This window comes from Sphaerisporangium sp. NPDC004334 (assembly GCF_053602655.1).
This window is the reverse complement of record NZ_JBSGDZ010000065.1, coordinates 1-14,138: the sequence shown is the minus strand read 5'-3', so window position 1 is coordinate 14,138 and position 14,138 is coordinate 1. Positions and strand designations below refer to the sequence as shown.

The following is a 14,138-nucleotide window of genomic DNA, read 5'->3' as shown; positions in this document are numbered from 1 at the left end:
GCCGAATACGAACGCCGGCACGACGCCGAACAAGACCGCTACGCTGCCGCATAGCCGCAAACCCCGACCTGTCCACACAACCGGGGCAACTTCAGATGGACGGCGGGCGGGCACGGCTTCCGAAGAGAGCTGGGGTGGGTGTGGAGGCGGGAAGCAGGCGCTGGGTGGAGGTCACTCCGTCGGAGTACGCGCACGAGCGAGGCGGGCTGGCGGCGATCCGCGACCTGCTGCCGGACACCGACCCCTACCGTGCCTGGTCGAACTTCACCTTCACCACGCGCAGCGGCCGACAGTACGAGGTCGACCTGCTGGTGATCGGCCAGGCCGGCGTCTACCTGCTGGAGCTCAAGCACTGGTCGGGGACGATCACCGGGGACCATCAGACCTGGTTCCACAACAGGCGCGCCGAGGACAATCCGCGTCTGCAATAACGCCGCGGCCGGATGGCTGCGCGCCGGCACCACCCAAACCAGCGCGCCGACATCGCCCGCACCTACCTGAAGTTCAACACCACGGCACCGGAACTCGTGGGCGCCACGGTGGTTGATGCGGACCTGTATGTCTGGAACTACAAGTCCGGCGGCCCCAATGGCCAGCTATGCGGCAACGAGATCGGGTCGGGCATCGCCGCCTCCCTCATCACTTCCGCTTGGACTCCCACCGGCTTGAGGTGGTCCAACCAGCCCTCCAACGCGGGCATCATGGGGGGCTCAGGCAACAAGGCCGGCTACAACATTGACGCTAGCGGCACCTGGTGCGCCGGGGAAGCGGCGCTCGTGCACCGGGTCACCGGCATGGCCCGCGCCTGGATCGAACAGGGCGTGGCCAACCATGGGTTGGTGCTGCGCGCGGTCACCGAGAGCGCGGCAATCAATTGGCGGCAGTACTATGCCAGCGAATACAGCGGCGACCCCTACCCGGGCTACCGCCACCCACCCACCCTCATGGTCGAATACACGCCGGCCCCGGAGTATCCGCCGGGTGACGATGTCGGATGGTTCAAGGCCGGCGAAGGCTTCCCCGACAGCGCGACCGCGGACCAGATCCGGGCGGCCACCTACCGGTCGAGCCAGCCGATAGAGGCGGGCGAGGTCTCCGACGCGGAGGCGGAGGCGATGCAGGGACAGGCGCCGGAGTTCATGGAGAATCCGGCCGTCACCTTCGGACGCCCTGCCGACGTGAGCCAGGAGGAGTGGAACTCACTCAACCCCAACAATCCTCAACCCGATCCCGACCAGCCGTCCGTGATCAGGACGGTGCCGGACCTCGGCGCAACGAACGCCCAACCGGACGTGCACGTCGAGGCACGCTTCAGTGAGCCCGTGACAGGGGCGCACATCACCCTCAAGGACCGCACAGGTCAGACGGTGCCCGGCACAGCAGGCGCCAACGCTTCAGGAGACGGCGCGACATTCGTCCCTGACGCGCCCCTCGCGCCCGGCATGCAGTACACCGCGGAGGTCAGCGGGGCCCAGGACGCCGACGGGCATCCGATGGTGGCGCCGTACGACTGGCCGTTCACCATCACGTTGTCGACCTCCACCCCCACGCCGACGCCCACCGACCCGCCAGGCGAGCAGCGGACGATCTCGCTGCCAGTGCAAGCCGACACATGGGTGGACGACCAGGGATCAGTCGGACCGCAATGGCCGACGCTCTGGTCCGGAGCGTACGACTATGAACAGTTCAAGGCGATCGAGCGAAGCTTCTTGAGCTTCGACACCTCATCCATCGCCGGAAAGACGATCGTCGGCGCCGAGCTGGAACTGTGGAACAGCTCCGCATACGGCTGCGGCACCAGCCAGTCCGGCATCAAGGCACAGCGGCTCACGCAGCCCTGGAACGCCGACCTCCTCACGTGGGACGACCAACCGGCGACCAGCGGCGAGGGTGAGTCGATCGCTCGCGATCCGGGCGGATGCGCCGACGACTCCCCGGCGACCGATGTCGCCTGGACCTGGCAGGTGAAGGACATCGTTCAGGCGTGGGCATCGGGTCAGGACGACTACGGTTTCATGCTGCGCGGCGTGGACGAATCCTCAGACGCCCCCCAGTACGACCGTGGATTCCACTCAGCGGAGACCGAAGCGGAGGTCCCGCACCCGCCGGTGTTGAAGGTCACCTTCATCGACGGCGGCTCCGGCCCCAGCCCGAGCCCAACTGCGGGACCGGATACCGTCCCGCCCACCGTCGTCGCCGTGGAACCGGCTGACGGCGCGGACGACGTGGCGCCCGACGCGCAGATCAAGGTGACCTTCAGCGAGCCGGTGGCAGCGGCCTCCTTGGCACTCGAAGACATCTTCATGGAGGAGGGCCTACCTGGAAACACGACCATGAGCCCTGGCCGAAGGGTGCTGACGTTCACGCCACGGTGGCCCCTCGACTCCTGGTACTGGTCCACCGTCAGTGGGGTCACGGACGATGCGGGTAACGCCATGACCGAACCCTACGAGTGGTGGTTCGGCATGTGGCCGCTCCTGACGATTGCGCCGAAGAAGTCTCGGGCATCCGCCACCACGTCGGGCGGTCCGTCCGTGAGCAGGGCGTGGACGCGTACGCGGAAGGCCGGTGACGGCGTCGCGAAGCTCGTGACCACCACACCCGAATTCATGAGCAAGGTCGCCGACCCCGTGAAGCGGCACGCGGTCGTGGAGGTGCAGGTCGAGCACGGCCCGAAGGTTCCGGCCTAGGGCAAGGGGCTAATCTGGTCGGGGATCGCGAAGTCCGGCCCCGGATCCGTGGGCATCGTCCGCATGCCGGCCGGGAAGATCAGCGACGGCTGGGACGTGCGCTGGCGAGCCCGTGCCCTCAGCGGCGGCGTGACGGGGGCATGGTCCGGTTGGCAGGCGGTCACGGTGGACACGTCTCGCGCGGCGCCGCTGGCCTCCGTGAAGGTGGTGGCGGCCGAGCCGACCTTCACCTATGACCGCATCGAGAACGACGCGCAATGCCGCGCGCTGACGGGCCCGAAGGCCTACACGGTGAAGAATTCCTACAACTGGTGCATGTGGGGCGAGATCGGCTCACAAGTCAGCTTCTACGTGAACAGGAGGCGCGTAGGCTCCGTCAGATACGACGCTCGCGTCACGCTCACCGCTCATTCCTTCACGGGAGAGGCTAAGAGCACCGCGGCCCGGCTGGCGAACCAGTACGGCAGCCGGCAGTTCAAGGTGTACTTCCACCTGGACAAACTCGAGAGAAGCGGGAAGACGAACATCCCGGCCCTGCTCCCGACGGTCAAAGCCGGGGCGGAGACGTTCCCCTTCAGTCTCGGGCTGGCGTTCAATCCGACGCCCAAGTGTTCTGTGTCACCGATCGGATTGAACAAGTTCATATACAAGACCCCCCGAGGCATGGGAGCAGGAAGGCGGTAACTTCACCTTCACCTCGGATCCCGCGGACTTCGCGGCGCCGGATCGCAGGGCTCGTTGCAAGTTGCAGCCGCAGGTTCACATGATCGAGCAGGTGTCGGACCCGTACGCATACCTGATGCAGGAGAACCCGGTCTTCCGCTGCGACAGCTCGCCTGCCATCAAGACGGCGAAGGGTGGTTGCGTGGTCTTCAAAGACGGCCGCCCGGTCTTCGAGCTGAGCAAAGCGGCCCAGGTAAAGGGGCCGGGGAATCAGCTCATGACCAACCCGGTCAAAGAGTCGGCGCAGCACATCTGGGACGCCTGGAACAATCCGGTGAGCACCGCGCCCTTCGACCCCAACAAGAAGGTCCCAGGCTTCTCCTGGAGCACGCCCTTGCAGCGGAACACCGATACCAGCAAGAAGGGACTGGGCGGGGAGAACAGAAAGGTGGCCATCAAGCAGTGCGACACCTCCTTCAGCGATTCGCGTCCGCGCCCGCCTGGTAAGCGATACACCCGGAACCTCCTGGACTCCCAGGGAAACACGATCATGCGGTCGTGTGATGAGTTCCCCTTCGCCGCCACTCACCAAGGAGCGTCACTGGCGGGCACCAACTATTCGGCTCGCGCGATTCTGGCGTCCGACAACTCCACCGCGGGATCCTGGATGGGCTGGTGGTTCGAGCGTAACCGTGTTCTGGAGAAACAAAAGTTCACGGTACGGATCTCGGACAGCCAGGAACCTGGATCACTCGGCTACTATCCGCCGCCGCCGGGCACGGATACCCTGGCCGACGAGCAGATTGTTCCTGACGCCGAGGCTTCCTAGCCGTCCATACTTCGCATAAGGTGTGGCCCGGCCTCCGACTTTCCCAATGGGCCGGGCCATTTCTCTTTGCCGGGAGACGACATTGGACTCCGATGCGCTGACGCACTACCGCAAGCTGCTGGAGGAGAACCTGGACGTGCCGTTGTGCGTCACGTGGATCGAGTGCATGCCGGCCACCGAGGCGCTCGTCGCGGCGGGAGGGCAGGAGGACGGCTCGGGCAGGCGCACTTTCGCGCAGACCGTACAGGCGGCCTACGATGTGCTTCCCACTCGGGCCGGCGCGGCGATGGCCGGAAGCCTGGGGTCCTGGACCGTCCTAGTCGAGCCCAATGGCTTTCAAGGGACGCGTCCAGAGGTTCTGGCCCGGTTGGCGCGGCAAGGGCGGGCGCTCAGCGTGTTCTGGAACGCCAACGGGGACGGGCAACTCGCCTATGCCGAGCACGGCCACGTCCTCGTCACGGCGGACCTGTTCGACCCCGAAGAGCTGGAAGACCTCCAAGACCTGCCCGACGCGCTGTCTGCCTGGCCCGAACTGGCGGAACAGGACGACCTCCGCAGCGCGGCTCTGGCCTTGGGCGAGATGCTCACCGGCGAGCGTCTGGAAGCGACGTGGCTGGCCGCGGAGCACCAGAGCGCCGTTCTGGACGCGTACGCGGAACAGGCCGGAGCGGTTCTGTCCGACCATGACAAGCGCGACCATCTCGCTTATCTCGCCAGCGACCCACGCGTGGCCGACCTCATCGCAGCCCCTGACCCCAGCCGCGCGCGTGAGATCGCCGCGCTGGTGGCGGAGACCGCGTGCGAGCTGAGCGACCTGCACGTGCCGGTGGCCGACCGTGTTGCGACCGCTTTGACGGGGGCGCCGAGTCCAGCCGTTCTCGCCGAGCTCCGCGCCGAAGTACGTCTCCTCAGCCAGGAACTGCTGGCCCAGAGTCCGTCGGCCGATTCTCCCGTTGAGACCGTGGAAGGTTGGCGCGCGCGGTACCAGGCGTTGAGCGTGCTTGAGGCCGCGGTCGGTGAGGACGCCCTGGCCGCGGCCAGGGATGCGATCTGGCGGATCGGCATGCTTCGATTGGGCGACCGGGCGGGCCGCCGGGTGGGCGCGCTCATGGCAGTGCTGGAACAGCTCCAGAAGTAGGGCCGGGAACTACCTCCGCCATCGCTCACACGAGGTATTGAAGACGGTGGCCGGCCAGGGAACGTGCCGCACGCGTGATCAGATTCGTCGGCGTGCCACGCTTGGTGAGAGACCGATGCGGTGCGTCGCTCGATGTGCTCGCCGGCCGGGTCGGCGATCTCGCGGACGTACAGCGGCTCGCCCAGCGACCGGGCGGGTTCCTCACACCGTGCGGCCTTGAGGGTGAGGATCGGGCAGATGGCCGCGATCGCGACCGCGGCGACGTGCGCGTCCCACGGTTCGAGATCGGTCTTGGCGATCACCTCCGCCAGGGCGATGCCCTGCTTGGCGCCGGCCAGCGGGGCGATCTCCACCGACTCCAGCAATGCCATGCCGTACAGGGCGTCAGCGACCTCGGAGGACCTGGAGTCCAGCGACGCCCCCACGAGGGCGAGCGCCGGGATGACCATCGGCTGATTCTCGGCGTCGAACCGTCGCACGATGTTGATCAGGTCGGGGTCCCCGCGCACCACCTCGGACAGAAGGGGTACGCGGCCTGGCTCGGGCGGCGGGCCGCGCTGTGGCACGGCGACGTGTCCGCCACGGCGCGCAGGAGGATCCTGCGCGAACGGCCCGACATCCTGCTCACCACGCCCGAGTCGCTGGAATCGATGCTGGTCAGCGTGAACGTCGACCACCGGGCGTTCTTCGCCGGGCTCCGGGCGGTCGTGGTGGACGAGGTGCACGCCTTCGCCGGGGACGACCGTGGATGGCACCTGCTGGCCGTGCTCGAACGGCTCACCCGGGTCACCGGACGGCCGCTCCAGCGGGTGGGCCTGTCCGCGACGGTCGGCAACCCGGCCGAGCTGCTGCGCTGGCTCCAGGGCTCCGGCGCCACCACCCGCCCCGGCCAGGTCGTCGCCCCCGGCCTCCCCCACGACACCCTGCCCCTCCACCACCTCGGCCCCCACCCCGGCCACACCCCCACCGACGCCCCGCAAGCCGTACGACCACCCGGCCCCCAGACCCACAACGACCACACCACCCGGCACCCCGAACCGGCCGACACGCAAGCCGCACACCCACCCGGCCCTCCGGGCGGAGACGTCCGCGTAACCGGGCGTCCCGGCACGGGCGACGCGCCCGGCGGCCTGGAAGGTCCTGGCGGTGCCGGTCGAGCGAGTGGCGGCGACGCGTCCGCCCCGCCTCCGGGTGACGTCCAGCTCGACTACGTGGGCACGGTCGCCAATTCCGCCACGGTCATCGCGTCCCTTCACCACCGCGAGAAGCGCCTGGTCTTCTGCGACTCCAAGCAACTGGTCGAGGAGCTCGGGCACGCGCTGCGTGCCCGCGGGGTGACCACGTTCCTGTCCCACGCCTCGCTGTCGGCCGACGAGCGCCGCCGTTCCGAGCAGGCGTTCGCCGAGGCCCGCGACTGCGTGATCGTCGCCACCTCCACCCTGGAACTCGGCATCGACGTCGGCGACCTCGACCGGGTGATCCAGCTCAACGCCCCGATGACGGTCGCCTCGTTCCTGCAGCGGCTTGGCCGTACCGGGCGGCGGCCCGGCACCGTGCGCAACCGCCTGTTCCTCGCCCTCACCCAGGACGCGCTGCTGCAGGCCGCCGGGCTGCTGCTGCTCTGGGGGCAGGGCTGGGTCGAGCCGATCGTCCCGCCGCCGGAGCCCCGGCACATCGCCGCACAGCAACTGCTGGCCCTGTGCCTGCAGGAGCACCGGGTCGGCGATCGGTTGTGGGCCGAGTGGTGGAACGGACTCGGACCGTTCGGGCCGTCCGCCGCGCCGATCGTCGCCCACCTGGTCGAGGCCGGATACCTGGACCGGGACGGCGGCATGCTGTTCATCGGGCCGGAGGCCGAGCGCCGCTTCGGCCACCGGCACTTCATGAACCTCACCGCCGTGTTCACCGCCGCCCCCGAGTTCACCGTCCTGGCCGGACGCACCGAGATCGGGCGCACCGACTCGGCGCTGCTCACCGAGGAGATCCAGGGGCCGCGGCTACTGCTCCTCGGCGGGCGCACCTGGCGGGTCACCTACATCGACTGGCGGCGGCGCCGCTGCTTCGTGGAACCGGCCGACGGGCGCGGCAAGGCCCGGTGGAACGGCGCCGGGCTGGGCGGGCTGTCGTTCGCGATGACCCGGGCGATGCGTTCTGTGCTGCTCGGCGCGGATCCCCCCGTACGGCTCACCCGGCGGGCCGTCGAGCGGCTGGCCGGGCTGCGCGACGAGGCCGTCGAGTGGGTGCATCCGGGCGGCACCGTCATCACCCGGGCCGCCACAGGTGACGTCCGCTGGTGGACCTGGGCGGGCTTCCGGGCCAACGTCACCCTGGCCGCCACGCTCGCCGGGGTCGCCGACGAGGGGCAGCGGGTGACCGACACCTACCTGCGGCTGCGCGAGGAACTGACGGTCGAGATGTGGCGGGCCGCCACAGGAGACGCCGCCGAGCGGCTGTGCCTGCCGGACATCGACGAGAAGGCGCTGAGCGGCCTGAAGTTCAGCGCCGCCCTCCCCGAACGCCTCGCCACCGCCACCCTGGCCGCCCGCTTAGCCGACCTACCCGCCGCATCCGCCGTACTCGCGGAGCCGTCCCGCTTCACCCTCACCGGCTGACCGGCCCACCTGATGGGCTGACCGGCCGGATGCGCGGCTGACCGGCGATGGGGGCCGAAATATACTTCTCCTACGGGGAGCAACGTCCGGCGGCGGCACCGGAGCGCCTGGTGGCCGCCGGCCGCGGCATATGCGGACCGGCGGTCCGGGTGGACGTCGGAGGTCCGAGCGGGCAGAGCGGGGCGGCGGGCGAGACCTGGCGCAGTCGGTGTGAATCCGGGGGCCTGGCTGTCCGTGCGGGCGGAGTATGACCCATAGTCGTAGGCGGGTTCCCGGGCCTCGGGGCCCGGCCGCCGCGACGGAACCGCGTCCCGCGATCTCCGGAACGGCATGATCACGACAGCGAACGGCGTCGTCGTCAACGGGTCCGGCGATGGTGAACGATCTTGGCCAACCGGTCGGCGGCGTCCGGCGGAATGGAGACCGACGTGCGGCACTACGACCTTGTGGTCCTGGGGGCGGGCAGCGGCAACATGCTGCTGAACGACGACCTCGCGCACCTGCGCACCGCCGTCGTCGAGCCCGACCGGTTCGGCGGCACCTGCCTCAACCGCGGATGCATCCCGACCAAGATGCTGGTCGCCGCCGCCGACGCGGCGACCGGCGCCCGCGCGGCGGCTCGGCTCGGCGTCACGGCCACGGTCGAGAAGGTCGACTGGAAGGCCATCCGCGAGCGGGTGTTCGACAGGATCGATCCGCTGCACGACAGCGCGCAGCGGTACCGCCGCCGGCACGGCGTCGACGTGTACGCCGAGGAGGCTCGGTTCGTCGCGCCGAAGGTCCTCCAGGTCGGCTCCGAGCGGATCAGCGCGGACACGATCTTGGTCGCGGTCGGGTCCCGGCCGGTCGTCCCGGACATCGCCGGGCTCGACGGCGTTCCGTACCACACCTCGGACACGATCATGCGCATCGACGAGATGCCGGCCTCGCTGGTCATCGTCGGCGGCGGGTTCATCGCCGCCGAGTTCGGCCACATCTTCGGCGCCCTCGGTTCTGAGATCACGATCGTGCAGCGCGGTCCGCGGCTGCTGACGGCAGAGGACGAGCAGGTGTCGGCGCGGTTCACCGAACTCACGGCACGCCGGCACCGCGTCCTGCTGAACGCCCACGCCACCGCGGTGACGGGGGACGCCGACGGCGTCGAGGTCCGCGTGGCCGGGCCTGAGGGCGAGCAGATCGTGCGCGCCGCGATGATGCTGGTGTCGGTCGGCCGACGTCCCAACACCGACCGGCTGGACTGCGCCGCCGGCGGGCTCGACCTCGACGAGCACGGCCACATCCGCATCGACGCCGCGTGCCGCACGTCGGTGCCCGGCGTCTGGGCGGTCGGCGACGCCGCCAACCACTACCAGCTCAAGCACATGGCCAACGCCGAGGTCCGGGTCGTACGGCACAACATGCTGCACCCGCGGGACGTGCGCGACCTGCGCACGACGGTCGCGCCGCACGCGGTCTTCACCGACCCGCAGGTCGCCTCCATCGGGCTGACCGAGCAGGACGCCCGCGCCCGCGGCATCCCCCACCTGGTCAGCGTGCGCGACTACGCCGACACCGCGTGGGGGTGGGCGCTGGAGGACACCACGAGCTTCGTCAAGATCCTGGCGAACCCGGCCGACCGCACGCTCCTCGGCGCGCACATCATCGGCCCCCAGGCCGCCACGCTCATCCAGCCGCTGATCCAGGCGATGACGCTCGGGCAGACCGTGGACCGCATCGCGCAGGACGTGCTGTACATCCACCCCGCGCCGACCGAGGTCGTCGAGCAGGCGCTGCTGGCCCTCTGACCCGCTCCCCCGGCCCGAAGCGCGGGTCCGGTTCGGCCACGGCCGGTGGCCGGCCGGTCAGCGGACCCGATTGGGCAGGGCCAACGGCCGGGTGCCCGGCCGGGTCAGCGAGTGCGGTGTTCGGCGGCCTCGACGACGTTGGTGAGGAGCATCGCGCGGGTCATCGGGCCGACGCCGCCCGGGTTGGGCGCGACGAACCCGGCGACCTCGCGGACGTCCGCCGCGACGTCGCCCGCGAGCTTGCCGTCCACCCGGGAGACGCCGACGTCGAGCACGGCCGCACCGGGCTTGACCATGTCACCGGTGATCAGGCCGGGCACGCCCGCGGCGGCCACGACGATGTCGGCCTCGCGCACCCGCGCCGGGAGATTCTGGGTGCCGGTGTGGCACAGGGTCACGGTGGCGTTCTCGGTGCGGCGGGTCAGCAGCAGGCCGAGCGGGCGGCCCACGGTGATGCCGCGGCCGATGACGGTGACGTCGGCGCCCTTGATCGGCACCCCGTACTCCTGCAGCAGCGCCACGATGCCGCGCGGCGTGCAGGGCAGCGGCGCGTCCACCATGTGGACGAGCCGGCCGAGGTTGACCGGGTGCAGGCCGTCGGCGTCCTTGCCCGGGTCCATGCGCTCGATCAGCGCCTGGGTGTCGAGGTGGCGGGGCAGCGGGAGCTGGACGATGTACCCCGTGCAGGCCGGATCGGCGTTCAGCTCGTCGATCGCGGCCTCGACCTCGGCCTGCGAGGCCGTCTCGGGGAGGTCCTTGCGGATCGAGGCGATGCCGACCTCGGCGCAGTCGCGGTGCTTGCCGGCGACGTAGATCTGGCTGCCCGGGTCGTCGCCGACCAGGATCGTGCCGAGGCCGGGCGTGACGCCCCGCGCGGCGAGCCTGCTCACCCGCTGCGCCAGGTCGGCCTTGATCTTCGCCGCTGTGGCCTTGCCGTCGAGAATCCGCGCGCTCACAACTCGCCATCCTCCCACGCGGCCCCGCCGCCCGAGGATACGAGGGTGCCGCTCCCCCGCCCTGCCGCCCGGCCGAGGTGGGAGGCCGCCTCCCCTCGCCGGGGACGGCCCGCCGCTCCCCCGGCACGGCACACCCGGCCCTGGCGAACCGCCGCCGGGAGAACGGCCGCCCCCGGCCGCCGGGCGCCCGGAGGCGGGGATCGGTGGCTCAGTGGCAGCAGGCGCCCGCGCCGGCGTCGCCGTAGCGGTCGTGGTGGGGGAACTCGCTCACGTGCCTCTGCCGGCCGAGGAAGGTGAAGTCGAGGTAGTTGTAGGTGTTCAGCAGCACCTCGGGGCCCCGGCCGAAGGTCGAGTAGGTGTGGAAGACGCGGTCGCCGTCGCGCAGGAAGACGCTGAGGCCGTGCCCGTCCTGCCCGTTCTGGGCGAAGAAGTGCAGGCCCTTGGCCTCCAGGGTCGCCTTGTCCATGTAGTTGTACTCGACCGGCGCGACGGCCTCGTCGTTGCTGGCGTGGAAGTCGTAGTTGAAGTCGCCGCCGTCGGAGGAGTACCACGGCACCTGCCAGCCCATGCGCCGACGGAACCGCTCGATGGAGTCCAGCGGCGCCCGCGACACCAGGGCCAGGGTCGTCTCGGAGTCGTTCAGGTGACGCAGGTCGCCGACGTGGTCCACCAGGAACGAGCAGCTCGTACAGCCCTCGTCGGCCTCGCGTACCCACATGAAGTGGTACACGATGAGCTGGCGCCGCCCCTCGAACAGGTCGGCCAGGCCGGCCTCGCCGCCCGGCCCGCGGAAGACGTACGGCTTGGTGACCTCGACCATGGGTAACGCGCGGCGCTCGGCGTTGAGCGCGTCCCGGGCCCGGGTGAGTTCCTTCTCCTTCTCCAGCAGCTCGGTGCGAGCCTTCAGCCACTCCTCGCGCGACACGATCGCGGGTGTCTCCACCGGTCCTCCCTGAGATGCGACGACTGCCTTGCCCAGCGCCGCCGCGCGCCTGTGCCACCCGCAGGGGGCACGGTACGGCGGGGGCCCGGCGAGGGCGGCACGCGGCCGGCCCTCCGGACCCGTGTCCACGGTAGACCGGGCGTGCCCGGCGGTCGCCCTGATAGGGGGAGGTCAGGGGTGGTGGTGTGGTGGCGGCCCGGCACGCTCGCCGAGCCGCCACGCGATCAATGTCGCTCAGTGATGCCCAGTGACGAACAGTGACCACCAGTGGCGATCAGTGGAAGAAGTGGCGCGTGCCGGTGAAGTAGAGCGTGATGCCGGCCTTGGCGGCGGCCTCGACGACCTCCTCGTCGCGGACGGACCCTCCGGGCTCGACCACGGCCTTCACCCCGGCGTCGATGAGCACCTGGAGCCCGTCGGCGAACGGGAAGAAGGCGTCGGAGGCGGCCACCGAGCCCTCCGCCCGGTCACCGGCCCGCGACACCGCCAGGCGGGCGGAGTCGACCCGGTTGACCTGCCCCATGCCGACGCCGACGGTGGCGCCGCCTGCGGCGAGCAGGATGGCGTTGGACTTGACCGAGCGGCAGGCCTTCCACGCGAACGCCAGGTCGGCGAGCACCTCGGGCGAGGCCGCCGACCCTGTCTTGAGCTCCCAGCCGGCCGGGTCGTCGCCGGGGGCGTCCACCCGGTCGACGCTCTGGACGAGCAGGCCGCCGTCGATGCGGCGGAACTCGGCCGGGTTGGCCGGTCCGGCCGGGCAGCGCAGCAGCCGGAGGTTCTTCTTCTTCGTCAGCACGGCCAGGGCCTCGCCGGTGAACGACGGCGCCACGACGACCTCGGTGAAGATCGGCGCGATCTGCTCGGCGAGCTCCTCGGTCACCTCGCCGTTCACGGCGATCACTCCGCCGTACGCCGACACCGGGTCGCAGGCGTGCGCCTTGCGGTGCGCCTCGGCCACGTCCGCGCCGACGGCCAGGCCGCACGGGTTGGCGTGCTTGATGATCGCCACGGCCGGCTCGGCGAAGTCCCACGCGGCACGCCAGGCCGCGTCGGCGTCGACGTAGTTGTTGTAGGACATCTCCTTGCCGTGCAGCTGCTCGGCGTTGGCGAGGCCGTCCTGCCCGCCGGAATAGAGCGCGGCCCCCTGGTGGGGGTTCTCGCCGTACCTCAGCACGGCCCGGCGCTTCCAGGCCGCGCCCATGAAGGACGGCCAGGCGGTGTCGTCCTCGGGGGCGTAGACACTGGCGAACCACGAGGCCACCATCGTGTCGTACGCGGCGGTGTGGGCATAGGCGACAGCGGCGAGGCGACGGCGCTCGGGCTCGGCGAAGCCGCCCTCCTCCACGGCCCTGCGCACGTCGTCGTAGCGGGCCGGGTCGGTCACCACGGCGACCGTGCCGTGGTTCTTCGCCGCCGCGCGGATCATGGCCGGGCCGCCGATGTCGATCTGCTCCACGCACTCCTCCGGCGAGGCGCCCGAGGCCACCGTCTGCTGGAAGGGGTACAGGTTGACCACGACGAGCTGGAACGGCTCGATCTCCAGCTCTTCGAGCTGCTTGACGTGGGAGGGGTTGGAGCCGTCGGCCAGCAGGCCGGCGTGCACGCGCGGGTGCAGGGTCTTCACCCGGCCGCCCAGGCACTCGGGGAAGCCGGTCAGCGACTCCACCGGAGTCACCGGCACGCCGAACGAGGCGATCTTGGAAGCCGTGCCCCCCGTGGACACGATCTCGACGCCGGCGGCGTCCAAGGTCCGGGCGAGCTCCTCCAGCCCGGTCTTGTCGTAAACCGTGATCAGCGCGCGCCGGATGGCGATGCGGGTCACTTCGTGCTCCTCCCTGTGTCCAGACGGGCCGGGCCACCCGGACCGCCCGGAGATTGCGACTGGCTCAGATGGTCCCGCTCGCCCAGGCGGACGTGGCGGCCGGCGACCGTCCAGCCCTCCCGGGCCATGCGGCCCACGATCTCGACGAGCAGGCGGCGCTCCACGGTCTTGATGCGCTCGTGGAGCGCGTCCTCGTCGTCGCCGTCGAGGACGGGCACCGCCTCCTGGGCGATCACCGGACCGGTGTCCACGCCGGCGTCGACGAGGTGGACGGTGCAGCCGGTCACCCGCACGCCGTAGGCGAGGGCGTCGGGCACGGCGTGCGCGCCGGGAAAGGACGGCAGCAGGGCGGGATGGGTGTTGACCACCGGGAACGCGCCGAGGACCTCCGGGCCGAGGATCTTCATGAATCCCGCGGAGACCACGAGGTCGGGCTCGTGGGCGGCGATCGCCGCGCGCAGAGCCTGGTCCCAGGCCGAACGGGCCGGATGATCGGCCAGCTTGACGACGAAGGTGGGCAGGCCCGCGCGCCGGGCGCGGGCGAGCCCCTCGATGCCGTCGCGGGGGGGGGCGGCCGCCCCCAAAAAGGCTCCAAAAGCGTAATGAGCGGCGGCGGCAGAGAGGGAGAGCGGGGGGGAGGGGGAGAGTGTGTTAGGGTTGGGGGGGGTGTGGGTGGGGGGCGGGCCCCCGGCGGCCCCCCG

At 70.6% G+C, this 14,138-nt stretch carries 12 protein-coding genes; 8 read left to right on the top strand and 4 right to left on the bottom strand.

The annotated features are described in order from the left end of the window. The first annotated feature begins 164 nt into the window (after nucleotides 1–164). The 8 genes from ACWEN6_RS40615 (at nucleotide 165) to ACWEN6_RS40580 (ending at nucleotide 9,716) form a co-directional block, all read left to right on the top strand. Nucleotides 165–431: an NERD domain-containing protein gene (locus ACWEN6_RS40615; RefSeq protein ID WP_452577516.1), complete on the top strand. Its 267-nt coding sequence runs from the start codon at nucleotides 165–167 to the stop codon at nucleotides 429–431. Between the two features lie 12 nt (nucleotides 432–443). Next, the gene (locus tag ACWEN6_RS40610) at nucleotides 444–2,690 is read left to right on the top strand and encodes a DNRLRE domain-containing protein (RefSeq protein WP_452577515.1); all 2,247 of its coding nucleotides are present in this window, start codon (nucleotides 444–446) and stop codon (nucleotides 2,688–2,690) included. Nucleotides 2,691–2,738: 48 nt separating this feature from the next. Next, a complete protein-coding gene (locus tag ACWEN6_RS40605; RefSeq protein WP_452577514.1) occupies nucleotides 2,739–3,374 on the top strand; it encodes a hypothetical protein in 636 nt (211 codons plus the stop codon). A 79-nt stretch (nucleotides 3,375–3,453) separates the two neighbouring features. Then, nucleotides 3,454–4,182 carry a NucA/NucB deoxyribonuclease domain-containing protein gene (locus ACWEN6_RS40600; protein WP_452577512.1) on the top strand — a complete coding sequence of 243 codons (729 nt, stop codon included), beginning with the start codon at nucleotides 3,454–3,456 and terminating at the stop codon, nucleotides 4,180–4,182. 82 nt (nucleotides 4,183–4,264) lie between these two features. Next, a complete protein-coding gene (locus ACWEN6_RS40595; RefSeq protein ID WP_452577510.1) occupies nucleotides 4,265–5,320 on the top strand; it encodes a DUF6461 domain-containing protein in 1,056 nt (351 codons plus the stop codon). A 237-nt stretch (nucleotides 5,321–5,557) separates the two neighbouring features. After that, nucleotides 5,558–5,776 carry a hypothetical protein gene (locus tag ACWEN6_RS40590; RefSeq protein ID WP_452577520.1) on the top strand — a complete coding sequence of 73 codons (219 nt, stop codon included), beginning with the start codon at nucleotides 5,558–5,560 and terminating at the stop codon, nucleotides 5,774–5,776. Further along, nucleotides 5,773–7,932 carry a helicase-related protein gene (locus tag ACWEN6_RS40585; protein WP_452577518.1) on the top strand — a complete coding sequence of 720 codons (2,160 nt, stop codon included), beginning with the start codon at nucleotides 5,773–5,775 and terminating at the stop codon, nucleotides 7,930–7,932. The genes ACWEN6_RS40590 and ACWEN6_RS40585 overlap by 4 nt, the downstream gene beginning before the upstream one ends. A gap of 386 nt (nucleotides 7,933–8,318) precedes the next feature. Then, nucleotides 8,319–9,716 (top strand): mycothione reductase, encoded by a 1,398-nt coding sequence (locus ACWEN6_RS40580; RefSeq protein ID WP_452577508.1) that lies wholly within the window; start codon nucleotides 8,319–8,321, stop codon nucleotides 9,714–9,716. A 104-nt stretch (nucleotides 9,717–9,820) separates the two neighbouring features. Here the strand turns inward: ACWEN6_RS40580 and ACWEN6_RS40575 are convergent, their stop codons facing one another. From ACWEN6_RS40575 to purN, 4 genes are all read right to left on the bottom strand, one after another. Then, entirely contained in the window at nucleotides 9,821–10,672 is an 852-nt protein-coding gene (locus ACWEN6_RS40575) for a bifunctional methylenetetrahydrofolate dehydrogenase/methenyltetrahydrofolate cyclohydrolase (protein WP_452577506.1), read from the bottom strand. Between the two features lie 208 nt (nucleotides 10,673–10,880). Further along, nucleotides 10,881–11,615, bottom strand: a complete 735-nt coding sequence (locus tag ACWEN6_RS40570; protein WP_452577504.1) for a DUF899 domain-containing protein — start codon at nucleotides 11,613–11,615, stop codon at nucleotides 10,881–10,883. Between the two features lie 274 nt (nucleotides 11,616–11,889). Continuing rightward, nucleotides 11,890–13,437, bottom strand: coding sequence for a bifunctional phosphoribosylaminoimidazolecarboxamide formyltransferase/IMP cyclohydrolase (gene purH, locus ACWEN6_RS40565; RefSeq protein WP_452577502.1), 1,548 nt, complete (start codon nucleotides 13,435–13,437; stop codon nucleotides 11,890–11,892). After that, on the bottom strand, nucleotides 13,434–14,021 hold the full coding sequence (gene purN, locus ACWEN6_RS40560) for a phosphoribosylglycinamide formyltransferase (RefSeq protein ID WP_452577500.1): 588 nt from the start codon (nucleotides 14,019–14,021) through the stop codon (nucleotides 13,434–13,436). The genes purH and purN overlap by 4 nt, the downstream gene beginning before the upstream one ends. Between the last annotated feature and the right edge of the window lie 117 nt (nucleotides 14,022–14,138).